The organism is Achromobacter sp. SLBN-14 (assembly GCF_006715415.1).
Lineage (GTDB): Bacteria > Pseudomonadota > Gammaproteobacteria > Burkholderiales > Burkholderiaceae_B > Achromobacter > Achromobacter mucicolens.
In genome coordinates this window covers 5,268,065-5,294,164 of record NZ_VFNE01000001.1, presented here as the reverse complement: position 1 = coordinate 5,294,164, position 26,100 = coordinate 5,268,065, and the positions used below count along the sequence as shown (strand labels likewise).

At 67.1% G+C, this 26,100-nt stretch carries 24 protein-coding genes; 11 read left to right on the top strand and 13 right to left on the bottom strand.

Translation table 11 applies throughout. The features are described from left to right. Nucleotides 1–25: 25 nt before the first annotated feature. Entirely contained in the window at nucleotides 26–2,137 is a 2,112-nt protein-coding gene (locus FBY20_RS24230; RefSeq protein ID WP_142055050.1) for a TonB-dependent siderophore receptor, read from the top strand. An 11-nt stretch (nucleotides 2,138–2,148) separates the two neighbouring features. Beyond that, nucleotides 2,149–3,672 carry a PepSY domain-containing protein gene (locus FBY20_RS24225; RefSeq protein WP_142055048.1) on the top strand — a complete coding sequence of 508 codons (1,524 nt, stop codon included), beginning with the start codon at nucleotides 2,149–2,151 and terminating at the stop codon, nucleotides 3,670–3,672. A gap of 70 nt (nucleotides 3,673–3,742) precedes the next feature. Here the strand turns inward: FBY20_RS24225 and FBY20_RS24220 are convergent, their stop codons facing one another. The 4 genes from FBY20_RS24220 to FBY20_RS24205 all read right to left on the bottom strand — a co-directional run bounded on the left by FBY20_RS24220 (nucleotide 3,743) and on the right by FBY20_RS24205 (nucleotide 5,573). After that, on the bottom strand, nucleotides 3,743–3,940 hold the full coding sequence (locus FBY20_RS24220) for a hypothetical protein (protein ID WP_056318418.1): 198 nt from the start codon (nucleotides 3,938–3,940) through the stop codon (nucleotides 3,743–3,745). Beyond that, nucleotides 3,937–4,197 carry a hypothetical protein gene (locus tag FBY20_RS24215; protein ID WP_142055046.1) on the bottom strand — a complete coding sequence of 87 codons (261 nt, stop codon included), beginning with the start codon at nucleotides 4,195–4,197 and terminating at the stop codon, nucleotides 3,937–3,939. Before FBY20_RS24215 ends, FBY20_RS24220 begins: the two co-directional genes overlap by 4 nt. 102 nt (nucleotides 4,198–4,299) lie before the next feature. Continuing rightward, complete coding sequence (locus FBY20_RS24210) at nucleotides 4,300–5,148, bottom strand: c-type cytochrome (protein WP_142055044.1); 849 nt, start codon at nucleotides 5,146–5,148, stop codon at nucleotides 4,300–4,302. Continuing rightward, entirely contained in the window at nucleotides 5,145–5,573 is a 429-nt protein-coding gene (locus tag FBY20_RS24205; protein WP_056318411.1) for a cytochrome c family protein, read from the bottom strand. The genes FBY20_RS24210 and FBY20_RS24205 overlap by 4 nt, the downstream gene beginning before the upstream one ends. Nucleotides 5,574–5,629: 56 nt before the next feature. On the opposite strand from FBY20_RS24205, the gene FBY20_RS24200 reads away from it, so the two are divergent. Genes FBY20_RS24200 through FBY20_RS24190 form a run of 3 tightly spaced genes read left to right on the top strand, consistent with a single transcriptional unit; the run spans nucleotide 5,630 to nucleotide 9,596 of the window. Next, complete coding sequence (locus tag FBY20_RS24200) at nucleotides 5,630–6,721, top strand: cytochrome c oxidase subunit II (protein WP_255452474.1); 1,092 nt, start codon at nucleotides 5,630–5,632, stop codon at nucleotides 6,719–6,721. Then, nucleotides 6,718–9,252, top strand: a complete 2,535-nt coding sequence (locus tag FBY20_RS24195) for a cbb3-type cytochrome c oxidase subunit I (RefSeq protein WP_255452473.1) — start codon at nucleotides 6,718–6,720, stop codon at nucleotides 9,250–9,252. Before FBY20_RS24200 ends, FBY20_RS24195 begins: the two co-directional genes overlap by 4 nt. A 2-nt stretch (nucleotides 9,253–9,254) precedes the next feature. Beyond that, nucleotides 9,255–9,596 carry a hypothetical protein gene (locus tag FBY20_RS24190; protein WP_142055040.1) on the top strand — a complete coding sequence of 114 codons (342 nt, stop codon included), beginning with the start codon at nucleotides 9,255–9,257 and terminating at the stop codon, nucleotides 9,594–9,596. Between the two features lie 30 nt (nucleotides 9,597–9,626). Here the strand turns inward: FBY20_RS24190 and FBY20_RS24185 are convergent, their stop codons facing one another. Further along, nucleotides 9,627–10,580, bottom strand: coding sequence for a cation diffusion facilitator family transporter (locus FBY20_RS24185; RefSeq protein ID WP_142055038.1), 954 nt, complete (start codon nucleotides 10,578–10,580; stop codon nucleotides 9,627–9,629). A gap of 169 nt (nucleotides 10,581–10,749) precedes the next feature. On the opposite strand from FBY20_RS24185, the gene FBY20_RS24180 reads away from it, so the two are divergent. Both FBY20_RS24180 and FBY20_RS24175 read left to right on the top strand, forming a co-directional pair. After that, nucleotides 10,750–11,346 (top strand): NAD(P)H-dependent oxidoreductase, encoded by a 597-nt coding sequence (locus FBY20_RS24180; protein WP_142055036.1) that lies wholly within the window; start codon nucleotides 10,750–10,752, stop codon nucleotides 11,344–11,346. A 23-nt stretch (nucleotides 11,347–11,369) separates the two neighbouring features. Then, complete coding sequence (locus FBY20_RS24175; protein ID WP_142055034.1) at nucleotides 11,370–11,975, top strand: TetR/AcrR family transcriptional regulator; 606 nt, start codon at nucleotides 11,370–11,372, stop codon at nucleotides 11,973–11,975. A gap of 15 nt (nucleotides 11,976–11,990) precedes the next feature. Here FBY20_RS24175 and FBY20_RS24170 read toward each other — a convergent pair whose 3' ends face one another. The 5 genes from FBY20_RS24170 to araD all read right to left on the bottom strand — a co-directional run bounded on the left by FBY20_RS24170 (nucleotide 11,991) and on the right by araD (nucleotide 17,184). Continuing rightward, on the bottom strand, nucleotides 11,991–12,803 hold the full coding sequence (locus FBY20_RS24170) for a class I SAM-dependent methyltransferase (RefSeq protein WP_142055032.1): 813 nt from the start codon (nucleotides 12,801–12,803) through the stop codon (nucleotides 11,991–11,993). A 42-nt stretch (nucleotides 12,804–12,845) separates the two neighbouring features. Further along, nucleotides 12,846–13,538, bottom strand: coding sequence for an HAD-IA family hydrolase (locus FBY20_RS24165; protein WP_142055030.1), 693 nt, complete (start codon nucleotides 13,536–13,538; stop codon nucleotides 12,846–12,848). A 93-nt stretch (nucleotides 13,539–13,631) separates the two neighbouring features. After that, complete coding sequence (locus FBY20_RS24160) at nucleotides 13,632–14,621, bottom strand: tripartite tricarboxylate transporter substrate binding protein (protein ID WP_142055028.1); 990 nt, start codon at nucleotides 14,619–14,621, stop codon at nucleotides 13,632–13,634. Nucleotides 14,622–14,686: 65 nt separating this feature from the next. Then, complete coding sequence (locus FBY20_RS24155; protein ID WP_062841452.1) at nucleotides 14,687–15,397, bottom strand: ribonuclease activity regulator RraA; 711 nt, start codon at nucleotides 15,395–15,397, stop codon at nucleotides 14,687–14,689. Nucleotides 15,398–15,450: 53 nt separating this feature from the next. Continuing rightward, complete coding sequence (araD, locus tag FBY20_RS24150; RefSeq protein ID WP_142055026.1) at nucleotides 15,451–17,184, bottom strand: L-arabinonate dehydratase; 1,734 nt, start codon at nucleotides 17,182–17,184, stop codon at nucleotides 15,451–15,453. Between the two features lie 139 nt (nucleotides 17,185–17,323). Here araD and FBY20_RS24145 point away from each other — a divergent pair, with 139 nt between their 5' ends. Next, the gene (locus tag FBY20_RS24145) at nucleotides 17,324–18,013 is read left to right on the top strand and encodes a GntR family transcriptional regulator (protein WP_142055024.1); all 690 of its coding nucleotides are present in this window, start codon (nucleotides 17,324–17,326) and stop codon (nucleotides 18,011–18,013) included. A gap of 27 nt (nucleotides 18,014–18,040) precedes the next feature. Here the strand turns inward: FBY20_RS24145 and FBY20_RS24140 are convergent, their stop codons facing one another. Next, complete coding sequence (locus tag FBY20_RS24140) at nucleotides 18,041–19,459, bottom strand: hypothetical protein (RefSeq protein WP_142055022.1); 1,419 nt, start codon at nucleotides 19,457–19,459, stop codon at nucleotides 18,041–18,043. Nucleotides 19,460–19,607: 148 nt separating this feature from the next. Between FBY20_RS24140 and FBY20_RS24135 the strand changes: the two genes are divergently transcribed. After that, nucleotides 19,608–20,069, top strand: a complete 462-nt coding sequence (locus tag FBY20_RS24135; protein WP_235512614.1) for a surface-adhesin E family protein — start codon at nucleotides 19,608–19,610, stop codon at nucleotides 20,067–20,069. A 29-nt stretch (nucleotides 20,070–20,098) separates the two neighbouring features. Here FBY20_RS24135 and FBY20_RS24130 read toward each other — a convergent pair whose 3' ends face one another. Both FBY20_RS24130 and FBY20_RS24125 read right to left on the bottom strand, forming a co-directional pair. Next, the gene (locus FBY20_RS24130) at nucleotides 20,099–21,394 is read right to left on the bottom strand and encodes an O-acetylhomoserine aminocarboxypropyltransferase/cysteine synthase family protein (RefSeq protein WP_128828269.1); all 1,296 of its coding nucleotides are present in this window, start codon (nucleotides 21,392–21,394) and stop codon (nucleotides 20,099–20,101) included. A gap of 36 nt (nucleotides 21,395–21,430) precedes the next feature. Beyond that, nucleotides 21,431–22,570 (bottom strand): aminotransferase class V-fold PLP-dependent enzyme, encoded by a 1,140-nt coding sequence (locus tag FBY20_RS24125; protein ID WP_142055020.1) that lies wholly within the window; start codon nucleotides 22,568–22,570, stop codon nucleotides 21,431–21,433. 168 nt (nucleotides 22,571–22,738) lie between these two features. On the opposite strand from FBY20_RS24125, the gene FBY20_RS24120 reads away from it, so the two are divergent. Together FBY20_RS24120 and FBY20_RS24115 are read left to right on the top strand one after the other, a co-directional pair. Beyond that, nucleotides 22,739–23,761 (top strand): amino acid ABC transporter substrate-binding protein, encoded by a 1,023-nt coding sequence (locus FBY20_RS24120; RefSeq protein ID WP_142055018.1) that lies wholly within the window; start codon nucleotides 22,739–22,741, stop codon nucleotides 23,759–23,761. Between the two features lie 160 nt (nucleotides 23,762–23,921). After that, nucleotides 23,922–26,093 carry an ABC transporter permease subunit gene (locus FBY20_RS24115; RefSeq protein ID WP_056318378.1) on the top strand — a complete coding sequence of 724 codons (2,172 nt, stop codon included), beginning with the start codon at nucleotides 23,922–23,924 and terminating at the stop codon, nucleotides 26,091–26,093. Nucleotides 26,094–26,100: the final 7 nt, after the last annotated feature.

Sequence of the window (26,100 nt, the reverse complement as noted above, 5' to 3'; positions counted from 1 at the left end):
AAGACATCGAAGAAGAGGGATCCTCTTGACCATCGCTCGTTCGCACGCGTGCCTCGGCACGTCCCTGCTCCTGGCCGCCTTCAACGCCGCCGCCCAAACCTCCCCCGCTACCCTCGCCCCCATCACCGTGGTGGGCGGCGCCGAAACCGCCCTGACGACCGAAGCCTCCACGGGCTCCAATCTGGGCCTGACGCCCATGCAGACGCCGGCCAGCGTCGATATCATTTCGCGGGAACAGATCGAGTCCCGCGGCGATGCCAGCGTGATCGAGGCCATCACCCGCGCGCCGGGCTTTTCGGCCGCGCCTCATCCGGGCAACGGCAACAGCGCCTTGTCGGTGCGCGGCTTCACCGACAGCACGTCGGTCATGCGCCTGTACGACGGGCTGCGCCAGTACGGCGGCGTCGGCCTGACGTTTCCGTTCGATACGTGGTCGGTCGAGCGCATCGAGGTGCTGCGCGGGCCCGCGTCCGAAATCTATGGCGACGGCGCGATTGGCGGCGTCGTCAACGTGATCCCCAAGCGTCCGACGCGCGGGCCCATCCAGAACGAAGTGCAGGCCACGATCGGCACCCAGGACACGGCGCGGCTGGGCCTGGGCAGCGGCGGCGCGCTCAGCGATACGTTGTCGTATCGCCTGGACGTCAGCGGCAACTACACGGACGGTTATGTGGACCGGGGCCAGGCGAGCGATGCCACGTTCTCCGGCGCGCTGCGGTGGGACGCGACGCCGGACCTGAACATGACGCTCAGCTACGCCTACGGCTACCAGCGCCCGATGCGGTATTTCGGCACGCCGCTCATCAACGGCGAGCAGGACGACGCGGTGCGCAAGCAGAACTACAACGTGTCCGACAGCTTCATGCGCTTTCGCGATCAGTGGACGCAACTGGACACCGTCTGGACGCCCAACGACGCGACCACGGTGCGAGCTCGCCTGTACCACGTGCAAAGCGACCGCGACTGGCGCAATGCCGAGCGGGACGTGTACAACCCCGCAACGCGCCTCATCGACCGCTCGGACAACACGCAGATCACGCACGACCAGAGCCAGACCGGCCTGACGACCAGCGCCGTGTTCAAGGGCCAACTGGCCGGCCTGGACAACACGGTGTCCGTGGGCTTTGACGTCAACCACGCCACGTTCAAGCACATCAACAACACGTACACCGGCAGTTCGGGCCCCGTGGATCCCTATGATCCGGCACATGGCCACTACCAGAGCAACGTGCCGTTCATTCCGCGCTATCGCAACGAGGCCGACCAGTTTGCGCTCTTCGTGGAAGACCGCCTCGCGCTGACGAGCAAGTGGTCCCTCATCGGCGGGCTGCGCTACGACCATGCGAAAGTGACGCGCGACGATCTGGTCACCGGCCAACGCACCCTGTCCAGTACGTATGCCGACGTGGGTTGGCGCGTGGGCACCGTGTACGACCTGACGCCGGATCTGGCTGTCTACGCACAGTACGCGGAAGCGGCCGATCCGGTCAGCGGCCTGTTGATGCTAAGCCCGGCCAACGCGGGGTTCGACATGTCGCGCGGCAAGCAGATCGAAATCGGCTTGAAACAGAATTTCCTGGACGGCCGCGGCGAGTGGACGCTGGCGGCCTACGAGATCCGCAAGACGAACCTGTTGTCGCGTGACGCCGACGATCCCAGCCTGCGCGTGCAGGTGGGCGAGCAGTCGTCGCGGGGCGTGGAAGCGTCCCTGTCGCTGGCGCTGGCGCCCGGCTGGACGATCGATGCCAAATCCACCGCGCTGCGCGCCAAGTACGACGACTTCTCCGAGTCGGTCGGCGGCGCGGCCGTGTCGCGCGCGGGCAATGTGCCGCCCAACGTGCCGCAACGCCTGGCAAACCTGTGGCTGAGCTGGAACTTCCAGCCGGGCTGGACGGCAATGGGCGGGCTGCGGTATGTCGGCAAACGTTATGCGGACAGCGCCAACACCATTGAGTTGCCGTCCTATACGACCACCGACCTCGCGCTGCGCTGGGACGTCAACAAGGACACCGCCATCACGGCCCGGGGTTTTAACGTCTTCGACCGCGCGTACTTCACCACCGCGTACTACACCAATACGCAGTGGTTCTACGGGCCCAGCCGCCGGTTCGAGCTGACGTTGAACCACCGGTTCTGAAGGGCGCGACCATGGATGCCAAGGCGCGTCTGCGCAGGCTGACCTACCTGGCCCACCGCTGGCTGGGCGTGGCCGGCTGCCTGCTGATGTTTGGGTGGTTTCTCAACGGGATTGTCATGCTGTATGTCGGCTACCCCAAGTTGACGCCTGAAGAGCGTTTCGCCCGCCTGCCCGTGCTGGCATTGGACGCTTACCGTATGCCCGACGCGGCGCATGCCGCGCCCGGCCCCGCCGTGCTGACGTCGGTGCGCGGCGAGGCGACGTTCATCCTGCCGACCCCGGATGGTCCGCGCGCATGGTCCGCGTCGACAGGCAATTTTGACGGGACGGTGACGGCGGACATGGCGGTGGCCGCCGCCCGCGCATTCTGGCCGGCGGGCGCCGCGCGCCATGCGGGCCTGGTCGACGAGGACCGCTGGACGCATTCGCGCGGGCTGGACCGCCATCGCCCGCTGCATAAGGTAAGCATGTCGGGGAAAGCGGACGGCACGCTGTATGTCTCTTCGGCGACGGGCGAAGTCGTCCTGGACGCGCCCCTTGCGCAGCAGCGCTGGAACTACGTGGGCGCGTGGCTGCATTGGCTGTACATGGCGCGCGACCGCTCCGTCGATCCGGTCTGGAGCTGGACGGTGATTGTGCTGTCCGCCCTGTGCACCGTGCTGGCGATCAGCGGCGTGGTGGTCGGCGTGTGGCGCTGGCGCTTTCGCGGCCGCTACAAGTCCGGCGCACGCACGCCGTACCGCGAGGTCTGGATGCGCTGGCACCACATCACGGGCCTCGTCTTCAGCGCGTTCGTGTGCACATGGATCTTCAGCGGACTCATGTCGATGAATCCCGGCGGGATTTTCTCCGCGCCCCACGCAGGGCCCGACAGGCAAGCCATGACGGGCGTGCAGGCAGGCACGGCGGTAGGCACGGCGGTAGGCACGGCGGTAGGCACCGCAAACATGGCGCCGTTGCCGGTGCTGCAAGCGCTGCATGACGCGGGCTTTCAAGCTGTCCAGCTCGAATGGCGGTGGATGGCCGGAGACCCCTACGTGCTGGCGCGCGACGCATCGGCCGACAGCCGGATCATCCGCCGGCACGACGGCGCGCTCATCGTGCAGACCGACTGGCAGCCGCAAGCCGTCATCGACGCCGCCCGCGCGCTGTTTCCCGACGCGGCAATGCACGCACAGGTGCTTGACCACTACGATGCCTACTACTACGCCCGCCACGCCGAAGCCATGAACGGCGGCGCGCCGCGTGGCCTGCCCTTGCTGCAATTGGACTTCGATAACGCAGCGGGGGATCGCGTTTACGTAGACCTGCGCACCGGCGAACCGGTGCTAAGCCTGTCGCGCGCGCAGCGCGCCGGACGCTGGCTCTTTTACTTCCTGCACAGCTGGGACACGCCCGCCTTGTTGAATGCCGGCGTGGGCCGTGACCTGACAATCATTCTATTGAGCCTGGGCGGCCTGGCCATCTGCGCCACCGGCACCGTGCTGGGCGCGCGGCGGCTAAGAAACACGGTCCGTGGGAGCGGCGCGCGCTGACCTCACGGCCCGACCCGGCAGGCCATGTGCAAGCGAAGCGGCCAGAGGAGCGATGTTGACGCGCCGTGCGTCAATCCGAATGCGGCTGCGGCGGGGTGTCCATCGTCGCGTCGACCTCGGAGATCGTCTCGCCGGGATATGCGGCACGCGCCGCGGCAGCGGCGGCATCGCGCGTCGGATAAGCGCCCGCATCCTCCTGAACGCCCAGCAACGCAATGCCCCGGAAGCCCCAATGACCATCCGCGCGTTGAAAGACTTCGACGATCATTGCGATTCCTCTTCGCCGCCGGGCGCGGGACGATTGCCGCTCCCGCCGGTCGGCGCCCCGCTGCGCGCCTCGGCTTCCTCCTGGGCAACGGCCTGATCGAAGCCCGGCTGGTCGTGGCTGCGCGCGCTCGGCGGATGGTCGATATCGGGCACGCGTTCCGGCGTGGTGGCGGGACCGGACGGGCGCAGCGCGCCCGCGTTGACATCGGGCTGGCCCGGAATGGAATCACGAGCGCTGCCGGATTTGGATTGAGTCATGGACGGCTCCTGTGCATCAAGGGTAGTGAACGGGCGAGCAAGTGCTGTTCCTGACCGGCTTGCGGCGATGGCCTGCGCGAGCAGCCCGCCCCGGCCGGGCGCTCAAGGCCCGTCGGGCAACGTGCGTAGAAACGCGGCAATGTCTCGGGCATCCTGTTCGCTGACCCCGAGGTCGGGCATCGCCGTGCCGGGCTTGACGGCGGCGGGGTCGCGCAACCAGCGCTCCATGTTGTCGGGTGTGTTGGGCAGGACACCCGCGATATACGCCCGCTCGCCCATCTGATCCAGCGCCGGCCCCACGTAGTTCCATGCCCCCGGCACACCCGGAATCGCGTGGCACGTGACGCAAAGGTACTGCTGAAGCGCGATGCGGCCCGCCATGGCGTCTGCCTCCCGGACCGGGGGCTGCGCCGATGCACGCGGCGCGGCGGCCGCTTGTGCCGCGCCGTCCCGCTGGTAGTCCTGGGCAGACATCGCGGGCAAGACGCGCAGGAATGCCACCACATCCCAAATCTCGTCGTCGCTCATTCGGTACTGCCACGCCGGCATGCCGGTCATCTTGATGCCTTGGCGCGTCAGCCAGAAGATCTCTGCCGCGGTACGGGTGCGTGCAGACCCCACAAGCGCGGCGGGCGCCGGATTCAACCCCAGCGCGTACGGTTGCGGCGCGACGCCGGGCCCGCCGTGGCACTGTGCGCAGTTGGCGCGATAAAGGCGCGAACCATTCTGGATGCGCGCGGGCATGTCCAGATCGGGCGCCGTGATGTCCGCCGATCGCATCTTCACGGCCCGCGTCAGCGCGACGTCCAGCAGATGATGCACCGGCGTGGTGTGCGGCGACGTGGCGGTCACGTCGTACCCGCCGAAATACACCACCGCGCCGCCCAGCACGCCCCCGGTGACGGCAGCGCCCGCAAGCGTTAGGGCCGCGGTTCGCGTCCAACGCTTCATGGCGCCCTCGCGTTGCCGCGGCCGGCATCCCGCAGCAGATAGGCCGCGATCGCTTCAGCGTCGGCCTGACGCAGGCCCGTGTCGGGCATGGCCGTCCGGGGATTGACGGCGGGCGGGTCCATCAGCCAGCGCACCATGTTCTGTGGGGTGTTGGGCAACAGCCCGGCAATGTAAGCTTGCCGCGCCATGTCGCCCAGCGGCGGGCCAACGCGAGACGCCGGGCCGCTGACGCCCGGTACCGTATGACAGGCCGTGCAGCCGCGTTCGGCGATCAGCCGCCGCCCCCGGTCGGCGTCGGCCCCGCCCAGCAGCCCGTCCGCCGCACCCGGGGAAAAGAGCGGTGCCTGCCCATCCTGACAGGCGACCAGCGCAAGACTCGCCAGCAACGCGGGCAAGATGCGGTTGGGTCGGGCAATCCGGCGCAAGGCGGTCTCCTGATTCGCGCGGAACCACGCTAAACGCGCACCCGCCAGCAAACCGCGTGCCCAGTGCCCGCATGCGCACCCGGGAATGGAAAGTGCTGACCCCGCCCATCGCGGGGCCGGCGGTATCCACCCACCGGGCCACCGCCGCGACGGTCTGCCGGCTCCCGGCGGGGATCATCCACTCCAAGCACATGGCGAAACTCCTTCTCATCCTGATCGCCGGATTGCCGACCGCCGCATGGGCGCAGCCCAGCGGCGAAGACGCCGCGCGGATCGCCGACATCGGCTGGGTGCTCTACGTGGGCGCGACGGCGATCTTCGTGGGGGTGGCCGCACTGATCGCGCTGTCGATGTTTGGCCCGGCGCCGCTGCGCCACAGGATTTCGCGTCCTGCCCTTATCGTGAGCGCGGGCATCGTGTTTCCGGTCGTGGCGCTGACCGCGTTGCTGGTCTACGTGTTGACGCCATCACCGACCGCGGCACGCGAGGCCGCGTACGCGGCGCGCATCGAGGTGACGGGTGAGCTGTGGTGGTGGCGCGTGCGCTATCTGGACGCGCAAGGCGGGCTGCTCTTCGAGACGGCCAACGAGATCCGCATTCCGGCCGGCAAGCCGGTGCAATTCCTGCTCAAGTCGGGCAACGTGATCCACAGCTTCTGGATCCCCGAACTGGGCGGCAAGCTCGACATGATCCCTGGACGCGTGAACACGATGCGCGCGCTGGCGCGCACGCCCGGCACGTTTCGCGGCCATTGCGCCGAGTATTGCGGCGCACAACACGCCCAGATGCGGTTCGACGTGCAGGCGGTGGACGCCGCGGCGTTCGACGCGTGGGTGCAGGCGCAACGCCAGCCTGCCCGGGCGGCCGAACCGGCGCTGCGGCAAGGCGAGCGGCTATTCGTCCAGGCCTGCGCGCAATGCCACACCGTGCGCGGCACGGCGGCTGGCGGAACGCTGGGACCGGACCTCACCCATGTAGGCAGCCGGCCTACCCTGGCGGCCGGCATCCTGCCCAACAACGTGGGCGCGATGGGCGGCTGGATCGCCGGCAGCCAGCAGATCAAGCCCGGCAATGCCATGCCGTCCTTTGACCGATGGCCGGGCGAGGACCTGCGCGCCGTGGCCAGCTACCTGGAAAGCCTGAAGTGACGCCCCCGACCACCCCGCCCCCGCTTCCCAACGCGCTGCCGCGGCCCGCGGACGAATTCGCGCAGCTCGAGCGCGCCTGGAAGCGGCCAACGGGATGGCGGTCGCTGACGGTCGTCAACAACACGTCCATTGGCCTGCTATACATCGGCACCGCGTTGCTTTTTTTCATCCTGGCCGGCGTGCTGGGGCTGATGATGCGCACGCAACTGGCCGCGCCCGACAGCAACCTGATCGGTCACGCGCTATACAACCAGCTTTTCACCATGCACGGCACGGTGATGATGTTTCTCTTCGCGGTGCCCGCGGTGGAAGCCGTGGCGGTGCTGCTGCTGCCCAACATGCTGGGCGCGCGCGACCTGCCGTTTCCCAGGTTGTCGGCCTACGCCTACTGGGCCTATGCCATTGGCGGACTGGTTTTCTTCTGCAGCATCTTCGTGGGGCTGGCGCCCGATGGCGGCTGGTTCATGTACCCGCCGCTGACCAGCGCGCAATACTCGCCCGCCATGAACGCCGACCTGTGGCTGCTGGGCATTGGCTTCATCGAGATCTCCGCCATCGCGGGCGCGATCGAGCTTGCCGTGGGCATCCTGCGCACGCGCGCCCCGGGCATGACGCTGGACAAGATTCCTGTGTTCGCCTGGGTCATGCTGGTCTTCTGCGGCATGGTGATCGTCGCCTTTCCGGCCGTGATCGTCGCCACCACGCTGCTCGAACTGGAACGCGCCTTCGACATGCCGTTCTTCATCACCGGACGCGGCGGCGACCCGCTGCTCTGGCAGCATCTGTTCTGGTTTTTTGGCCACCCCGAGGTCTACATCATCTTCCTGCCCGCCGCCGGCATGGTGTCGATGATGATTCCTGCAATGACGGGCACGCCGCTGGTGGGCTACCGGCTGGTGGTGCTGGCGGTCATCTCGACGGGATTCCTGAGCTTTGGCCTGTGGGTGCACCATATGTTCGCCACCGGGATCCCGCAGTTGTCGCTCAGCTTCGCGTCGGCCGCGAGCATGGCGGTGTCGGTGCCGACCGCGATACAGATATTTGCCTGGATCGCGACCCTTGCCGCGGCGGTGCGGTTAAGGCCGCTCAAGACGCCGATGCTGTACATCCTGGGGTTCTTCTTCGTGTTCGTCATCGGCGGCCTGACCGGCGTCATGGTCGCCGTGATCCCGTTCGACCTGCAGGCGCACGACACCTACTTCGTCGTGGCGCATCTGCATTACGTGCTGTTCGGCGGCATGGTGTTTCCGCTGTTCGCGGCCTTCTATTACTGGACACCGTTCATCAGCAAGCGGCCCCTGTCCGAGCGGCTGGGCCGCTGGGGTTTCTGGCTGATGTTCGTGGGCTTTAACGTGGCCTTCTTCCCGATGCACTTCACCGGCCTGGCCGGCATGCCGCGCCGGGTGTACACCTATGCCGAAAGCCAGGGGCTTGGCCCGCTCAACCTGCTCTCGACCGTGGGCGCATACCTGATCGCCGCGGGCGTGCTGGTGTTCCTGATCGACCTGGCGCGCAATTTCCGGCCGACCATCGACAACAACGCGGGCAACGTCTGGCGCGCGGGCACCTTGGAATGGCTGCCCAGCGGCAGCTACGGGCTGCGCAGCGTGCCTGCGGTAAACAGCCGCGAGCCGCTGTGGGACCAACCAGGCCTGGCGCAGCAGGTGGACGACGGCCAGCATTATCTGCCCAACGCGCCCGCCGGCCTGCGAACCACCCTCGTGACCAGCGCCCTGGAGGCCCGGCCCCACTATGTGCTGCCGCTGCCCGGCCCCGCGTGGTCGCCCCTGCTGGCAGCCGTGGGCACGGCCGGCTTTTTCCTGCTGCTGACCTTCAAGCTGCTGCCGCTGGCGGCGGCGTTTGGCGTGCTGGCCGTTGTCTCGCTATGGCGCTGGCTGTGGGACGCGGACACCGGCCCCGACCACCCGCCGGTGGACATTGGCGGCGGCCTGCGGCTGCCCATGATGTGCTCGGGCAGCGCGTCGCACGCGTCGTGGGCGATGGTGCTGCTGCTGATCGTCTGCACCAGCATCTTTGGATCGCTGATGTTCAGCTACCTGTTCCTGTGGACCACGAACCCGCAGGCCTGGCCCGATCCCGGCGGCTTGCCCTCACCGGTCCGGCCAATGCTGTCGGCCATGATGTTGCTTGCGGCCGCCGCCCTTGCCCTGGCCGCCGGGCGGATGATGACGCAGAACCGCCAAACGGCGCTGCGCGGCTGCGTGGCCGGGGCCGCGCTGTTGCTGGCCGCCGCGCCGGCGCTGGATCTGGTCACGCATTGGCAGGCCGGCCTTCGGCCGCAGGCCAGCGCCTACACCGCAGCCACCTACGCAGTCGCGGGCCTGCAGGCGTTTTTTGGCGGCCTGGCTGTGGTGATGGCCGCCTTTACCGTGGCGCGGTCGATCGCGGGGCGGCTGCGCCCCACGCGCTGCGCCGCGCTCGACGCCACACGGGCGATGTTGCTGTACGCCGCGGCGCAAGGGCTCATCGCATTGGCGCTGCTGCACGCCTTTACGCGGCTGACGGGATGACCATGAAAGCGCGCTTTTCGGTCGAACTGCTGTACCTCATCGCCGGCCCGCTGATATGGCTGGCGCACTTCCTCTTCATCTACATCGTGAACGCGCTGGCCTGCGCCCGGTCGGTGCTGGCCGGGTTGTGGCTGGGCCTGCCCATCTCGTCATGGATCATCGTTGCGGGCAGCGCCGCGGCGTTGGCGGCGATGGCGGCGGCTGCCTGGCGCCAGCGGGCGCGGGTGCGGGCCCGGAACGCACCGCCGTTTCACGCCTGGCTTGCCGCCACGCTATGCGGCCTGTCCGCGGTGGCGGTCGTGTGGGAAACGCTGCCGGTTTTCCTGCTGACGGCATGCCGGTAGAAAGGCGCGCCGGTCGCCCCTGCGGCAACGCTATTCCGCCCATTCCGGGTCGCCGGTAAACACCACCGTCAACCAGCGGTCCGGGCTGTCGGCGCCCAGCGCGTTGCCGATCTCGTCGCGCAGACTGTCCCATGCCGCGACGGTGCGCGCGGGCATATCGGCCGGCACGATGAAATACAGTTCGATTTCCTGCGAGCGCCCCACCTTGGCGACATACGCGCGATAGGACGCGAAGCGATAGCGTTCCACGAACGCCTGCGCCACCGAGTCCACGTGCTGTTTCAGGTCAGCGGGCGTGACCAGCAGCATCTCGGACAACGCCTGGCGGATGACCGACAGCGGCAAGGGGATGATCACCGCGCACACGACCGCCAGCACGGCTGGGTCGATATAGGGCGAAATCCACTCGTACCGGGTGCCCTGCACGCCGTATCCAATGCAAAAGGCCACCAGCAGCGCGGCCGTGATGCTGGCCGACATGATCCAGCCCTTCAGGTCCATGTGCAGGAATGCCGAGCGGATCCGGCGATTGGCGCGCGCCTCGGCCAGCGCAATCGCCACACAGGCGGTCAGGGTCAGCACGGCATAGATCAGCGCCAGGCCGAACTCCAGCTCGCGGCCTCCCTTGAGCAGACTGCTCACCGCGTTGATGAGGGCGTAGACGGCCACCCCGCTAAGCAGTATCCCGTTCAGCGCCAGCACCATGGGCTCCAGATGCCAGAAGCCCATCGTGAAGCGTTCGCGAAGCTTGCGCGGCAGCCCGCGGGCCGTCGCGTACGACGTGATCAGCCGCACCACCACCAACGACAGCGCGCTCATGCTGGCGTCCACCAGTGAATAAACGCCGTCGAACACGATGGAGAACGAACCGGAAGCCACCCCGAAACCGATGCCGATGACGGCGATGCAAAGCGTGACCGCAATCGAGATCCGCAACACGCCCTGCTCCGTGCGCAGGTCGAACAATGCCGTGCCTGAGGTCATGGTTCCTCCGAGGGGACTGCCGTGGCGCTCACGATAACCGTATTGCCCCCGATTAGGGGGACAACGACGCCATGACGGGATACCCCACCGCCGCGAAGGTCTTTTGCCACAACCTACTTAACGTAGGGTACGATTGGTAGGTTAATCCCTTGCGAACAGGACTTTCACCATGCACGCCCTCATCGTCGTTGCCCATCCGGACCCCGCGTCCCTCACGCACGCCATTGCCGATCATGTCGCCCAAGGCATTGCAAACGCAGGGCCCCAACATTCCTTCGAGCTTGCGGATCTAGCCGCCGAAGGCTTCGATCCCCGGTTCTCCCAAGCCGACGCCGCCCTGCACCTGACCCCATCCAACCCGCCCGCCGACGTAGCGGCCGAACACGCGCGCATCGATCGGGCCGACGCGCTGGTGCTGGTGTATCCCGTGCATTGGTGGTCGTTTCCCGCGCTGCTCAAGGGATGGATCGACCGAGTGTTCACCAACGGCTGGGCCTACGATGCCAATCCCGACGGCAAGGTCATCAAGCGGCTGCAACGCCTGCAGGTGCATCTGATCGCCAGCGGCGGCGCGGATATGCGCACTTATGCCCGTCACGGTTACTTCGGCGCGATGAAGACCCAGATCGATCACGGAATCTTCGGCTATTGCGGCGCGCGCGTGGCAACATCCGACTTGCTGGTGGCGTCCGACGCCGGCTATCCCGAAGCGCACCTGGCCACCGCCCGGGCCATCGGCCAACGCATCTTTGCCCCGCAACCCTGAAACCGACCTCGATAGCCGCCCTGATGACGTCCCACCCTGCCCCTCCTCCCCGCCGCCGGCTGTCCAAGGACGCGCGCCAACGCCAGCTCATTGAGGTGTCCTGGGCGCTGATCCGCGATGAAGGCACGGACGCCCTGACGCTGGGCCGGCTTGCCGAGAAAGCGGGCATCTCAAAGCCCGTCGTCTACGACCACTTCGGCACCCGCAACGGGTTGCTGGCGGCGCTTTACCAGGATTTCGACCTGCGCCAGACCGCGATCATCGACAGCGCCATCGCCGCCAGCAAGCCGACCCTCGCCGGCAAGGCAGACGTTATCGCCACGCAGTATGTGGAATGCGTGTCGGTGCAGGGGCGCGAGATTCCGGGGGTGCTTGCGGCGCTGAACGGCTCGCCGGAACTGGCCGCCGTCAAACGGCAGTATCAGCACGCCTTCATCACGAAATGCCAGGACATCCTCGCCCCGTTCGCCGGCCGGCAAGGCGTCTCCCTGGCCGGCATGTGGGGCATGCTCGGCGCGGCCGACGCGCTCTCGCAAGCTGCCGTTGCGGGCGAAATCACCCAGGAAGCCGCGCGAGCCGAGCTGTTCCGGATCATCGTGGACCTGGTCAAGCACGCTCCCGCCAGCTAGCGTCCCGATCCGGCCTTACTTTGTCGCGACGATCACGTGCGCCTGGATCCGGCCCGTGATCGGGCCCGCGCCGTAGCGGTCGGCCAACGCCTCAGCCGCCCGTTCCGTGGCCAGCTGCATGAGGCCCGCGTCGCGCGCTTCGATCTCGTTGCGTAGTGGCGTGCCCTGGCAGTAGGCGGTGGCCGCCTCCAATGGCCCCGCCGCGCGGCTGACGTCCGCACGGGTGTCCACCCGAATATCGTCAAAGCCTGCGCGGCGAAGGTCGTCGCGGATCTTTTCCACGTCGTGGTAGCCGTGCGGCGTGCGCGCCAGAAAGCGTGGCGGGTCCTGCGGAAACACGGCCGCCATCGCGCGCGTCACGTCGTCGGCGAAGTCATTTTCCTCGATGCGGTCCCACACGCTGAAGACGAAGCGCCCCCCGGACTTCAGCACCCGGCGCGCCTCGGCAAAGCCGGCAGCCCGGTCCGAAAAGAACATGACGCCGAACTGGCAGCACACCACGTCAAACGACGCGCAGTCGAACGGCAGATCCAGCGCATCCGCCCAGCGCCATTGCACCGCGCAACCGGCACCCTGCCGGGCGGCCGCGTAATCGAGCATCGGTTGATTCAGGTCGGTCGCCACATAACGCGCCCCGGGGTCCAGCAGAGGCGCAAGCGCCCGCGTCACCGCCCCGCTGCCTGCCGCGGTCTCCAGCACGGCCTGAGGCGCAAACCCCGCGACCAGCGCCGCCATGTGGCCGGCGTAACCCTGGAAGATCAGCGGCACCATGAGCGTGTCGTAAAGCGCCGGAATAGATCCCGCAAACACCTTGTCGAAGTCGGCCATGATGCGGCTCCTTTAACGGCGTTGCCGATGCCCGACATCCGCTCAACGAGAGTCGAGCAAGGATGCACAGACGCCCACCAAGTCGTCGAAGCGATGCAGGAGAACGTCCGGCGCGAGTTGGGCTGCGGGAATTTCGGAGTATCCGAAGTCGACCAGCACCAGCGGCGTTCCTGCCCCTCGAGCGGCGCCCGCGTCGGTATCGGCATCCCCAACCATGACCGTGCGCGCCAGATCGCCCGACACCGCATGCACGGCCTCGATCAAATGCGCTGGATTGGGTTTGGCGGCTGACACCGCGTCAATGCCCACGACCCCGTCGAACAGCCCGGCCATTCCCAACTTGGTCAGCAAGTTGCGTGACAGCCCTGTGGGTTTGTTGGTGCAGACGACCAGGATCGCACCCGCCGTGCGAAGCCGTTTCAAGGCATCTATGGCGCCTGGAAATGGTTGGGTTTCATCGGCGATATGGTCGCTGTAATAGGCGATAAAGCCGCCAAACAGCGCGGCCGCGCGCGCGGCTGGTTCCGGTTCGCCCGCAGTCTCTAGGCCAAATTGCAACAGCCACCGCGCGCCGCGGCTGACGTGGGGACGCCCGCTTTCATAGGGCAAGGGCGGATAGCCATGCGCGATCAGCACGGCGTTCACCGCCCCGATCAGGTCGGGCGCCGACTCGACCAAGGTTCCGTCAAGGTCGAAGGCAATAGTGGCCCCTGCCAGGGCGCTAAGGTCGGTCATGGTGAAACTCTCTGATTGGGGTCCGGCGGCACACCAGACCCCACAGACTCTAGCTTAACGCCGACCCGCCTCGCCTACACTAGCCGCGCCCCATCACTCCACCGACGCGCCCGACTTCTTCACGACTTCCGCCCAGCGCGGAATCTCGGTGGCCATCAGGTCGCGCAGCTGCTCGGGCGTGCTGCCCACCAGCTCCATGCCCATGGTCTTGCCCAGCTTTTCCTGCACGTCGGGCTCTTTCAGGATCAGGGCGATCTCGGCGGCCAGTTTGTCCAGGATGGGCTTGGGCGTGCCCTTGGGCGCGTAAACCGCCTGCCAGGACGCCATCTGGAAGCCGGGCACGCCCGCTTCCTGCATGGTCGGCACCTCGGGCGCGAGCGCAATGCGGTCCTTGGTGGTGACGGCCAGCAGCTTGAGCTTGCCGGTCTGCAGGAGCGGCAGCGCCGCCGTCATCTGGTCGAACATGAAGGTCACCGCGCCGGACGATACGTCGACCATCGCGGGCGGCGTGCCCTTGTAGGGCACGTGCGTGAGGGGCACGCCGATCATGCCGGAAAAGAGCTCGCCGGCCAGGTGCGTCGAGGTGCCCGCCCCCGAGGACGCGAACGTGCGTTTGGTGGGGTCGCGCTTGAGCAGCGCGATCAGGTCGGCCACCGAATTGACGCCCAGGTTCGGATCCACCAGCAGCACGTTGGGCAGGAACGCGATCAGCGACACCGGCTCGAAGTCCTTGACCGGGTCGTACTTCAGGTTCTTGTAGAGGCTGGCATTGATGGCGTGCGTGCTGATCGTGCCGCCGAACAGGGTGTAGCCGTCGGGCGGCGCCTTGGCCACGTAGGTAGCGCCGATGCCGCCCGCGGCGCCCGGCTTGTTCTCGACGATGACATTCTGATGCAGGCGGTCGCCCAGCTTCTGCGCCAGTACCCGGCCGACCACGTCGGTCGAGCCGCCCACGGTAAACGGGACGACGTAGGAAATCGGCTTTTGCGTGGGCCAGTCGGCGGCGCTGGCGGGCAAGGCCAGCGTGCCAAGGACGGCGCCGGCCAGTAGCGCGGCAAGCGCGCCGCGTCGTTGCGTGTTCATCATGTGTCTCCTGCCTTGTTTTATAGGTATGCGTATGGGGGTGCCGGCAGCGCCGGCGGCAAGGCTCAGCGGCCTTGTTCTTTGCGCCAGGCGGCGAACTTGTCCTTGGTGCCCGGGTCGGTCGGGGGATACAGGCCAAGAATGGAGGCGCCGCCTTGCACCTGACTGGTCACGAAGTCCTCGAAGGCCGTCATTTCCACGGCTTCGATGGCGATCTCGTCGGCCAGGTGCGCAGGAATGACCACCACGCCCTCTCGATCGCCCACGACGATGTCGCCCGGCCACACCGCCACGTCGCCGCAGCCGATGGGCGCGTTGATGTCCAGCGCCTGGTGCAAGGTCAGATTGGTGGGCGCGGACGGACGCTGGTGATAGGCGGGAAAGCCCATCTCGGCGATTTCGGGCGAGTCGCGAAAGCCGCCGTCCGTCACCACGCCCGCCACGCCGCGCTTCATCAGCCGGGTGACCAGGATGGAGCCCGCGGACGCGGCGCGCGCATCCTTGCGGCTGTCGATGACGAAGACCGCGCCTTCCGGGCAGGTCTCGACCGCGGCGCGCTGCGGATGCGCGCGATCCTCGAAGACCTTGATGGTGTTCAGGTCTTCGCGGGCCGGGATGTAGCGCAGCGTGAAGGCCGGGCCCACCATGTTGGGCAGGTTGGCGTTCAGCGGCCGCACGTCCTGGATGAACTGATTGCGCAGGCCGCGCTTGAAAAGCGCCGTGCACAGCGTGGCGGTGCTGACACCGGCCAGCCTGGCGCGGGTTTCGGGATTCATTTGGGACACGATGGCTCCGGGAGTTTGGGGCGGATGTTGGGTGATGAAGGGAATCAGAAGATCGCGGGCTCGGGCACGGGCGCGCCGAATTCCGTTTCCAGGAAATCGAAGTCGCAGCCGTCGTTGGCCTGCAGGATGTGCCGGGAGTACATCCAGCCGTAGCCACGCTCGTAGCGCTTGGGCGGCGGCGTCCAGGCGGCGCGGCGCGCAGCCAGCTCCTCGTCGCTGATGTTCAGGTTGATGGTGCGCGCGGGCACGTCCACGGTGATCGTGTCGCCCGTCTTCACCAGCGCCAAGGGCCCGCCGATGTAGCTTTCCGGCGCGACGTGCAGGATGCAGGCGCCGTAGCTCGTGCCGCTCATGCGCGCATCGGACAGGCGCAGCATGTCGCGCACGCCCTGCTTGACCAGCTTGGTCGGGATGGGCAGCATGCCCCATTCGGGCATGCCCGGACCGCCCTGCGGGCCGGCATTGCGCAGGATCATGATGTGGTCCGCGGTCACGTCCAGGTTTTCGTCCTCCACGGCGGCCTTCATGCTGGGATAGTCGTCAAACACCAGCGCCGGGCCCGTGTGACGCAGGTATTGCGGCGCGCACGCGCTGGGCTTGATGACGCAGCCGTCCGGCGCGATGTTGCCGCGCAGCACGGCCAGCGCGCCCTCGTCGTAGATCGCCTCGTCCAGCTTGCGGATCACGTCGTCGTTGTAGACCTCGGCGCCCGCGATGTTCTCGCCCAGCGTCTTGCCCGTGACCGTCATGGCCGACAGGTCCAGGTGATCATCCTGCAGCCGGGTCATCAGCGCGGGCAGCCCGCCCGCGTAGTAGAAATCTTCCATCAGGTAGGTGTCGCCACTGGGCCGGATGTTGGCGATGACCGGCACCTTGCGGCTCGCCGCATCGAAGTCGTCCAACCCCACCGCGCAGCCCGCGCGGCGCGACATGGCGACCAGGTGGACGATGGCATTGGTGGAACAGCCCATCGCCATGGCGACATTGATGGCGTTCTTGAACGAGGCCACGCTCAGGATGCGCTGCGGCGTCAGGTCGTCCCAGACCATCTCGACCACGCGCCGGCCGCATTCGGCCGACATGCGCATGTGGTTCACGTCCGCCGCCGGGATCGACGAGGCGCCGGGCAGCGTCATGCCGATGGCCTCGGCGATGGCGGTCATGGTGCTGGCCGTGCCCATCGTCATGCAGGTGCCGTAGCTGCGAGCAATGCCGCCTTCCACCTCCGTCCATTGCTCCTGCGTGATCTTGCCGGCGCGGCGTTCGTCCCAGAGCTTCCAGGCATCCGATCCGGACCCCAGGATCTTGCCCTTCCAATTGCCGCGCAGCATGGGGCCCGCAGGCACGTAGACGCATGGCAGGCCGGCGCTGATGGCGCCCATGATGAGGCCAGGCGTCGTCTTGTCGCAGCCGCCCATCAGCACCGCGCCGTCCACGGGGTGGCTGCGCAGCAGCTCCTCGGTCTCCATTGCCAGGAAGTTGCGGTACAGCATGGTGGTGGGCTTGACGAAGGATTCGGACACCGAAATGGCGGGCAACTCCACCGGAAAGCCGCCGGCCTGGAACACGCCGCGCTTGACGTCTTCGACGCGCTGCTTGAAATGGCTGTGACAGGGATTCAGGTCGGACCAGGTGTTGATGATGGCGATGACCGGGCGTCCGGCCCAGTCGTCCGGGCCGTAGCCCATCTGCATCATGCGGGAGCGGTGGCCGAATGAACGCAGGTCGTCCTTGGCCATCCAGGCGGCGCTGCGCAAGCTTTCGTAGGTGCGTTTCATGGGAGATACGAGGGATGCGGAAGTCGGAGTGAAGGCATTTAAACACTAATACATTAGTGCGTCAGCTAGGTGAAAACCCGCTACACTGCTACATTCGTTATCAGCCTTTCCCCACGCGGGACCCGGACACGCTTACCTGATGCAAAGCCAAAAGCTCAGACTGGATCGCTCCCGCCATGCGGCCCCCCAGGTTTTCGACCATCTGAGGCGCCAGATCATCTCGCTGGAGCTCGCGCCCGGCGCGCCGCTGTCGCGCGTCACGCTGGCGGACTGCTACGGACTGAGCCAGACGCCCATCCGCGACGCGCTCATGCGCCTGGCCGAGGAAGCGCTGGTCGAAATCTATCCGCAGCACACCACGGTGGTCAGCCGGATCGACATCGCCGCCGCGCGCCAGGCGCATTTCCTGCGCCGCTCGCTGGAGCTGGAAATCGTCCACCTGCTGGCCCAGCGGGCCGACCCGCTGCTGCTCCAGCGCCTGCAGTCCTCCATCGACCTGCAGCGCGCCGCCCATGCCAGCGGGCAATACCAGCAGTTCATCAACGCGGACCAGGCATTTCACCGCGACATGCACGAAGCCGCCGGTGTGGCCAGCCTGTGGGAGATGGCGCAGCGCTACAGCGGCCATCTGGACCGGTTGCGCCGGCTGCATCTGCCCGAAACCGGCAAGGCCGAACGCATCCTGGACGATCATCAGCGCCTGCTGGATGCGATCGCAGCGCAGGACCCGGCGCGGGCGCAGCAGGTGCTACGCGAGCACCTGTCCGGCACGCTCAGCCAGGTCGCGGAAATCTGCAAGCGCTATCCCGAGTACGTGGTGGCCGACTAGCCGCCGGCGCGGGATCCGCGTTTCGACTCAGTCCAGCGGATAGCGCTGGATGACGGTCTTGCCGCCGCGCTCGGCAAGCGTCAACAGCGCGTCGCCCGTCTGGTCCAGGCCCAGCAGCCCGCGCTCCTGCGCATGCGACAACTGGAACGGCCGCCAGGAGCGGCCCTTGTCGCGGCTGTAGAAATAGGTCTTGGTGTAGTCGGCGCCCGAGAACAGATGCTCGGCATAGGTCTTGATGACCCACGCATTGCGGCCGAACCACGCCTGCCCGATCCAGGACGAGGCGCCGCGCACATCGGGCGATCGCGACCGCTTCACCCAGGCCATCCCCGGCTTGTCCAGCTGGTAGATGCTGTCGCCCTCGGTCTCGAACACGGGCTGGTCACGCGTCAAAAGCGCATGGGCATCCTGCGACGGAACCCGGGGCACCTCCGGGGTAATGCGGAACGCCGGCGAGGCGCCTTCCTGGAATTGCACCTCGAAGCGCCGCGTTTCGATCAGTTGGGGCGCCTCCTGGCCTTCGGGACGCACCCGCGTGCGCCAGCTCCAGCCCACCGCGCGCGTCTCGTCCAGCGGATACAACGACCAGCCATAGCCAAGCTGCTCGACGCCGTAGGCCTTGCGGTCCCGCTCCGCCGTCTCGGCAAACCTGCGTTCGAAGGCGGCCGAATCCGGCCAGACCTGTTCCTTGAGCCGGGTCGCCGCCCAACGCTTGGCGCCGTCGCAGCTATAGAGCAGGCGCACGCCGGTCTCATGGTGCTCCAGCGCAATCGCCAGCTGGTCGGTCAGAAAGGCGGTGTGCTGCTGCGGCACGCCCAGCGTCACGTCGGGATCATAGGTCCAGGTCGCGCCCAGGTCGTCCGAACGCAGGGTGTCCCAGGCGGGCGGCTGATCGCCTTCGCCCGAACTGCGCAGCGTGCTGGTGATGAGGTAGAGAGGCTGGCCGCCCGGCGCGCCGATCAGGGTCACGCCGGTATCGCCGCTGATGGAGCCCAGCAGCTCGAACACACCCGTGCCGTGGCCCCCATAAATGAGGTTGCGGGCGTCGGTGGTGGTGCGGCCGGTCTGCAGCATGGTCAGGGCCAGATCGCCCTGGCCGTGGGCCAGCGTGGTGATCGCGCCGGCCTGCGCCAGCCGGATCCGCTGCTTCTGAAGGCGTTCCTTCAGGGCCGGAACCTGCGTATCCAGCACGGGCGCCTGCGCCAGGCCCTCGATGTCCTTGGCCGTGACCAGAAGTTGGCCGGTCAGCAATTGGCGCTCGCCGAAACGCTGGATGGCAACCCGCGAGTATGACGCCAGCGCGGGCCCGTTCAGCTCTCCCACGAACTCGCTGCGCGGCAGCGGATCGCCCATTGGGATGATCTGATAGATGCCCCGGGCCAGCAGGGCGGCGGAGATGACCGCAAGGCCGGCGGCCACGAGTCTGATGGTCTTGGGTCCAGGCATGCTGGGCATAATGCCAGCCCCCCGCGCCGCCAGCCATTTATCGAACGGACGAAACTATAGCGCGTTGCGCCCGGTTCTCTATACTGGCGTAACGCATGCTCACGTCTTGCCGGACGCGCGCCCCTGCCCCGACACCACGGAACCGCCCATGACCGCAAGGCCTCCCTCTGCCCTATTCGCCCTGGCCCTGTTTGTCGCGGCTAGCGGCAGCCCGATCGCGCACGGCGCCGCCGCCAACGATCCGGCATGGGTGCCGGTCGACCCGCAGGCGATGCCGGGGGTGTTCTACGACAGCCATTCGATCCGCGCCGTGTCGGAGAATCCGGCTGTCCGGGCAGTGACCGTGGGCTGGTTCTACGCCCAGCCCCGGATTTCCGAGGCCAACGGGCAGCCCTACGGCTCGGTCACCCAGCCGGTGACGATGAACTGCAGCGCCAACACGTATACGGTCACCGAGGTCTTGCACCACGCGGGCAACGACGCCACCGGGGCGATCGTCGAATCGATTCCGGTGGCGGGCATTCGCAATGCCCCCGTCACGCGCGACCCGGTGCAGCGCCGGCTGCGCGACCTGGTCTGCGCGGCCAACGGAAAAAGCGCGCGGAAATAGCGCGCTTTTCCTGTCGAAACCGCCCGGGGTCAGACCTGCGCCAGCGCCTGGTCCAGGTCGGCGATCAGGTCGTCGATGTGCTCGATCCCGATGGACAGGCGCACGGTTTCCTCGCGCACGCCGGCCTTTTTCAGTTCCTCGGCATTGAGCTGGCGGTGCGTGGTGGACGCCGGATGCGTCGCCAGCGACTTGGAATCGCCAATGTTGACCAGTCGCGTGAACAGCTGCAACGCATCCTGGAAGCGCGCGCCGGCCTCGCGGCCGCCCTTCACGCCAAACGTGAAAAGCCCCGGCACCTTGCCGCCCAGGTACTTCTTGGCGAGCGCATGGTCGGGATGGTCCGGCAGGCCCGCGTAGTTCACCCATTCCACCTTTGAATGCTCGCGCAGGTAGCTGGCGACCTTGACCGCGTTCTCCACGATGCGGTCCACGCGCAGGGCCAGGGTCTCGATCCCCTGCAGGATCTGGAACGAGTTGAACGGCGAGATCGCGGCGCCCGTGTTGCGCAGCGGCACCACCCGGGCGCGTCCGATGTACGCGGCCGGTCCGAAGGCCTCGGTGTACACCACCCCGTGGTAGCTCACATCCGGCTCGTTCAGACGCTTGAAACGCGCCTTGTGCTCGGCCCACGGAAACTTGCCCGAGTCGATGATGGCGCCGCCCAAGCTGGTGCCGTGTCCGCCCAGATACTTGGTCAGCGACTGCACCACGATGTCGGCGCCATGCTCGATGGGACGCAGCAGGTACGGCGACGGCACGGTGTTGTCGACAATCAGCGGCAGGCCGTGGCGATGCGCCAGCTCGGCCAGCGCGGCGATGTCGGTGATGTTGCCCAGGGGGTTGCCAACCGATTCCGCGAAGATGGCCTTCGTGCGGTCGTCGATCTGCGCCTCGAAGGCGGCCAGGTCGGACGGATCGGCAAAGCGCGTGGTGATGCCGTACTGCGGCAGCGTGTGCGCAAACAGGTTGTAGGTGCCGCCATACAGCGTGCTGGACGACACGATGTTGTCGCCGGCTTCGGCAATGGTCAGGATCGCGTAGGTTACGGCGGCCTGGCCCGAGGCCAGCGCCAGCGCGGCGATGCCGCCTTCCAGGGCCGCCACGCGCTGCTCCAGCACGTCGGTGGTCGGATTCATGATGCGGGTGTAGATGTTGCCCGCGACCTTCAGGTCGAAGAGGTCCGCGCCGTGCTGCGTGTCGTCGAACGCGTAGGCTACCGTCTGGTAGATGGGCACGGCCACCGCGCGCGTGGTCGGATCGGGCCGGTAGCCGCCGTGGACAGCCACGGTTTCCAGGCGCCAGTTGGGCTTCTTCGCTTCAGTCATCAGTCTCTCCGGTAAATGCGTGATTGAAAATTCAGATCAGGCCGCAAATGCGCGCGCGGCGCGCAGAATGCGTTCGATGTCTTCATGGTTGTTGTAAGCGCCGACAGACAGGCGCACGTAACCATACTCCACGACGCTTGCCACGACACCCGCCCGCGTCAAGTGCGCTAGCGCGGCCGCGGGATCGGCCACGCGCAGCGCCGTCGTCGTGCTGCGCGCGTCATCGCCCGGTGGCGACACGACCTGCGCCCCAAGGCTTCGCAGTCCATCGCTCAGCGCCTGCGACAGCTCGAGCACCCACGGCTCGATGCGCTCGGGCCGGGCCAGTTCGATCAGATCCAGCGCTCCCGCCCAGCCCGCAAGGCCGGGATAGTTCAGGTTTCCGGTTTCCAGCCGGCGCGCATCCGTCGCGTCAGATACCGCCACCTGCCATTGCAGGCCGGACTTGTCCAGCGTGGTCACGCCGGACGGGCCGACGTAGCGCGGATCCAGTGCCGCCAGCAGCCGCGGCGACACGTGCAGCAGCCCTACCCCCAGCGGTCCCAACATGCCCTTGTGCGCGCCGCACGCAAACGCATCGACGTGCCAGTCGTCCACCTGGGCGCGCAGCAGGCCCGCGCCCTGAATGCCGTCGACCACCAGCCAGATGCCGCGTTCGGCGCAGCGGCGTCCCAGCTCCCGGATGTCCGTTCGCAGTCCGGTGCCGTACTGCACCCAGGACACCGCAATCAAACGCGTGCGGGCGTCGACGTGCTGCCACAGGTCGTCCACTGTAAAGCGATGCGCGCGCGCCTGCGCCACACGCACCTGCACGCCGCGCCGGCGCAGATTCAGCCATGGCAAGGCGTTCGACGGATGCTCCTGGTCGTCGACGATGAGGTTGTCGCCTTCCTGCCAGGCCAGTCCTTGCGCGACCGTGTTCAAGCCCTCGGTGGTGTTCTTGGTAAAAGCCAGACGACGCGCGTCGCCGCCGATCAGCCGCGCCAGCCGCACACGCAACGCGTCGGCATCGCGCAGCCATTGCGGCTTGTCGCTGCGCGCATGCGTGATGCTGTCAAAGAAGCCAGCCACCGCGTCCGACACCCGCGGCGACAACGGGCTGGTGTACGCAATGTTGGCGTATGCCTTGCCGTGCGTGATGGGAAAGATCTGTCTGAATTCGTCCTGCCACGCCATGCGCAACCTACTCCGCCAGACCATCCGGCATGCGGGCATTCTAGGTATATGACGCGCATCTGGATAAGGCTTAGTTTTCATATTGATATGCGTATTAAGTCGCTCGGCAAGCCACGCCCCGCCCATAGAATTCGTGCCTCTCTTGCACACAACAACCTTGGGAACAGCATGCGTTTGATTCATCTATTCAAGGCCGCGGGCGTGGCCGCCGCGATGACGCTTGCGGGCACATCGCAAGCCAGCACGGTGGACACCATCAAGAAGCGCGGTGAATTGGTCTGCGGCGTCAGCCAGGGCTCGGCAGGCTTGTCGATCGCGGACAAGCAAGGCCGCTGGACCGGCCTTGACGCGGACCTGTGCCGCGCGCTTGCGGCCGCCGTGCTGGGCGATCCGGAAAAGACCCGCTTCGTGCCGCTGAGTTCGCAGCAGCGCTTTCCGGCCCTGCAGTCCGGCGAGATCGACGTGCTGAACCGCAACACCACGATCACCTCGGGCCGCGACGCCGGGCTGGGTATCGTGTCCGCCGGCATCGTGTTCTACGACGGACAGGGCTTTTTGGTGCCGCGCAAATTGGGCGTCAAGAGCGCCACCGAACTGGAAGGCGCGCAGGTTTGCGTGCAGCCCGGCACGGTGAACGAACAAAACCTGGTCGACTACTTCAAGAAGAACAAACTTTCCTATCGGCCCGTCGTTATCGAGAATCTGGTCGAGCTTGAACAGGCCTTCTATGCAGGACGCTGCGACGTCTACCTGTCGGATGCGTCCACGCTGGCCGCCAGCCGCGCGGCGCGCGCCAGCCAGCCGGACGACTTCATCATCCTGCCCGAGCGCATCAACAAATCACCGCTCGGCCCCTTCGTACGCCAGGACGACCCGAACTGGGCCGCCATCGTGCGCTGGACGGTCAACGCGCTGGTCGCCGCCGAGGAGTTGGGCATCACCGCCCAGAACGCCGACAGCCAGGCACAAAGCAGCGACGCGCAGGTGCGGCGCCTGCTGGGCGCGGATCCCGGCATTGGCAAGAGCTTCGGCCTGGACGAAACCTGGGCACGAAACGCCATCAAAGCCGTGGGCAATTATGGCCAGGTGTGGGACCGCAACCTGGGCGCAGCCACGCCGCTCAAACTAGAGCGTGGCCTGAATGCGCAGTGGAACAAGGGCGGCCTGCTGTATTCGCCACCGTTCCAGTGACGCTTGTCGCTTGATGCCTATCGCGCGATGCATATCGCGTGACGCAAATCGTTTGATGCGCGTTGCTTGATGCGCATTGCTTGATGCGCACTTCATGATGATTAGCGGGCGGGCCGCCGGGTCCGCCCTTCTTGTTATTTCTTCTGCCGCACGACCCGCCATGACCGCCACCACGTTCCCCTTCCCGTTGACTGCGCCGTGGCGCCGCTGGCTGCCTGCGTTGGCGTGGGTTTTGGGACTGGGCGCAATGGCCGCCATGCTGGTGCTGCACATCGAATCGGTGCAGGCCGCGCGCGGTATCCAGGGCGGGTTCGGCTTCCTGCTTCAGCCGGCGGGATTCCGCATCTCGGAAAGCCTGCTCAATGTCAGGCCCGAAGATCCTTACTGGATGTCGCTTGCGGCGGGACTGGTCAATACGCTGACCGTCGCCTTCGTGGCAATACCGCTGGCGACCGTCCTGGGCGCGGGCCTGGGATTCATGGGGTTGTCGTCCAACCCGCTGGCGGCGCGCGTCGCCGCCCTTGTCATTGCCCCCTTGCGAAATACGCCCGTGCTGTTGCAGCTCTTCGTCTGGTATGGGTTGCTGCTGCGCCTGCCTGACTTGCGGCAAGCATGGTCGCCGCTGCCTTCCGTGCTGCTGTCCAATCGCGGCTTGGCCTTGCCCGCGCTGCATGGCTGGCTGTCTTATGCGGGCGTGGCATTGGCCGCGCTGGCGCTGGGGTGGCGAGCCCGCCGCCGGTGGACCCATGCTGCGTTCACCGCCGCGTTGACTGCAATATTGACCGCCGCCGGAATCGCGTGGGCACTATTGCCGCCCATGCAGGTCGACCTTCCCGTCAAACGCGGACTCGGCTTGCAGGGCGGCTGGCAACCCAGCATCGAGTTCGCCGCCTTGACCATCGGCCTCGTGGTCTTTCACGCCGCCTACATCGCCGACATCGTGCGCGGCGCGGTACGCGCAGTTCCCATTGGCCTGGTCGAAGCCGGCCAGGCCATGGGCCTCACGCCCTACAAGGTGCTCCGGCTGGTGATCGCGCCCTACGCCACGCGCGTCGCGCTGCCGCCGTATGCCAACCAATGCCTGGCGCTCGTCAAGAACAGCACGCTCGCCATCGCAATCGGCTACCAGGAGCTGATGGCCGTCATCAACACGGCCATCACGCAAACCGGACTGGCGCTGGAAGGCATTGCGCTCGCCATGGCCATTTACCTGACGTTGGCGGTCTGCCTGGGCGGCGGGCTCTCCGCCTGGAATGCGCGCAATACCCGACACGGCCCGGGCGACACGCACGGGGTGCGCCTGGGTGACCGGGCATTCTGGGATGGCGCTGGGGGCAAGGCCAGGACGCTTCGACGCAAAGCGATGTCGGCCGTTCTGACATTGCTGCTGGCCACCGTGGCCTGGTTACTGATCGACTGGGCAGTGCTACGCGCCGTGTGGTGGGGCGATCCGGCGACCTGCGCAAAGGCGGCAGGCGCCTGCTGGGCCGCCGTGGGCGAAAACCTGCCGCTGTTGTTCTACGGCACCATGTCCGAAGCGCACCGGGGGCCGGCGCTGACCGCGTGCCTGGCGCTTTTGGCCGCCATTGCCGTCTTCCTGGGCGCACGTCGCGTGCCGGCGGGCCTACGCATTGCCCTATTGACTGCACTATCAAACATTACCGTGGCAGCCCTGACGGGCTGGCCGTGGGGCGGCGACCTCATTGGCCCGCAACGCTGGGGCGGACTGCTCGTCACGTTGATCCTGGCGATAGCAGCGCTGGTTACGGCCGTGCCGCTCGCCTTCGCGCTCGCCCTGCTTCGCCGGTCGGGCAGCCCGGCCGGTTCACTGGCCGCCTCCGTTCTGATCGAAGCGGTACGCGGTGTGCCGCTGGTGACCCAGCTGCTGTTCGCGTCCTTTGTGTTGCCCATGCTGCTGGGTGGTGGCGTGTCGAAGTTCAGCATGGCGCTGGCCGCGCTGACCCTGCATACCGCTTGTGTGCTGGCCGAAGTGCTGCGCGGCGCGCTGCAGGCAATTCCGCCCGGCCAGATGATGGCTGCGCGCGCCTTGGGCATGCGGCCCGCGCTGGCCTATGCGTGCGTGATCTGGCCACAGGCCCGCCGCATCGCCTCGCCCGCCGCGCTGGGCGTGTTTGTGGGCGCGGTCAAGGACACGTCGCTGGTCAGCATTATTGGGGTGTTTGACGTGTTGGGCGCGGCCAAGGCAGTCGTGGCGGGCACCGACTGGCGCCCATATCACGTCGAGGTTTATCTGGCCGTGGCGCTGCTGTATCTGGCCGCCAGCCTGGCGCTATCGCGCGTGGCACGCCGCATGGAAGGCCGGCGTGCTTGAACAGCGG

Coding starts and splice junctions, on each gene's coding strand:
- FBY20_RS24155 (WP_062841452.1), bottom strand. CDS start 15,397: ATGAATCCCGAAACCCGCGCCAGGCTGGCCGGTGTCAGCACCGCCACG.
- FBY20_RS24115 (WP_056318378.1), top strand. CDS start 23,922: ATGACCGCCACCACGTTCCCCTTCCCGTTGACTGCGCCGTGGCGCCGC.
- FBY20_RS24170 (WP_142055032.1), bottom strand. CDS start 12,803: ATGGCCGACTTCGACAAGGTGTTTGCGGGATCTATTCCGGCGCTTTAC.
- FBY20_RS24165 (WP_142055030.1), bottom strand. CDS start 13,538: ATGACCGACCTTAGCGCCCTGGCAGGGGCCACTATTGCCTTCGACCTT.
- FBY20_RS24120 (WP_142055018.1), top strand. CDS start 22,739: ATGCGTTTGATTCATCTATTCAAGGCCGCGGGCGTGGCCGCCGCGATG.
- FBY20_RS24180 (WP_142055036.1), top strand. CDS start 10,750: ATGCACGCCCTCATCGTCGTTGCCCATCCGGACCCCGCGTCCCTCACG.
- FBY20_RS24160 (WP_142055028.1), bottom strand. CDS start 14,621: ATGAACACGCAACGACGCGGCGCGCTTGCCGCGCTACTGGCCGGCGCC.
- FBY20_RS24210 (WP_142055044.1), bottom strand. CDS start 5,148: ATGAAGCGTTGGACGCGAACCGCGGCCCTAACGCTTGCGGGCGCTGCC.
- FBY20_RS24190 (WP_142055040.1), top strand. CDS start 9,255: ATGAAAGCGCGCTTTTCGGTCGAACTGCTGTACCTCATCGCCGGCCCG.
- FBY20_RS24140 (WP_142055022.1), bottom strand. CDS start 19,459: ATGCCTGGACCCAAGACCATCAGACTCGTGGCCGCCGGCCTTGCGGTC.
- FBY20_RS24145 (WP_142055024.1), top strand. CDS start 17,324: ATGCAAAGCCAAAAGCTCAGACTGGATCGCTCCCGCCATGCGGCCCCC.
- FBY20_RS24220 (WP_056318418.1), bottom strand. CDS start 3,940: ATGATCGTCGAAGTCTTTCAACGCGCGGATGGTCATTGGGGCTTCCGG.
- FBY20_RS24135 (WP_235512614.1), top strand. CDS start 19,608: ATGACCGCAAGGCCTCCCTCTGCCCTATTCGCCCTGGCCCTGTTTGTC.
- FBY20_RS24175 (WP_142055034.1), top strand. CDS start 11,370: ATGACGTCCCACCCTGCCCCTCCTCCCCGCCGCCGGCTGTCCAAGGAC.
- FBY20_RS24125 (WP_142055020.1), bottom strand. CDS start 22,570: ATGGCGTGGCAGGACGAATTCAGACAGATCTTTCCCATCACGCACGGC.
- FBY20_RS24225 (WP_142055048.1), top strand. CDS start 2,149: ATGGATGCCAAGGCGCGTCTGCGCAGGCTGACCTACCTGGCCCACCGC.
- FBY20_RS24215 (WP_142055046.1), bottom strand. CDS start 4,197: ATGACTCAATCCAAATCCGGCAGCGCTCGTGATTCCATTCCGGGCCAG.
- araD (WP_142055026.1), bottom strand. CDS start 17,184: ATGAAACGCACCTACGAAAGCTTGCGCAGCGCCGCCTGGATGGCCAAG.
- FBY20_RS24185 (WP_142055038.1), bottom strand. CDS start 10,580: ATGACCTCAGGCACGGCATTGTTCGACCTGCGCACGGAGCAGGGCGTG.
- FBY20_RS24130 (WP_128828269.1), bottom strand. CDS start 21,394: ATGACTGAAGCGAAGAAGCCCAACTGGCGCCTGGAAACCGTGGCTGTC.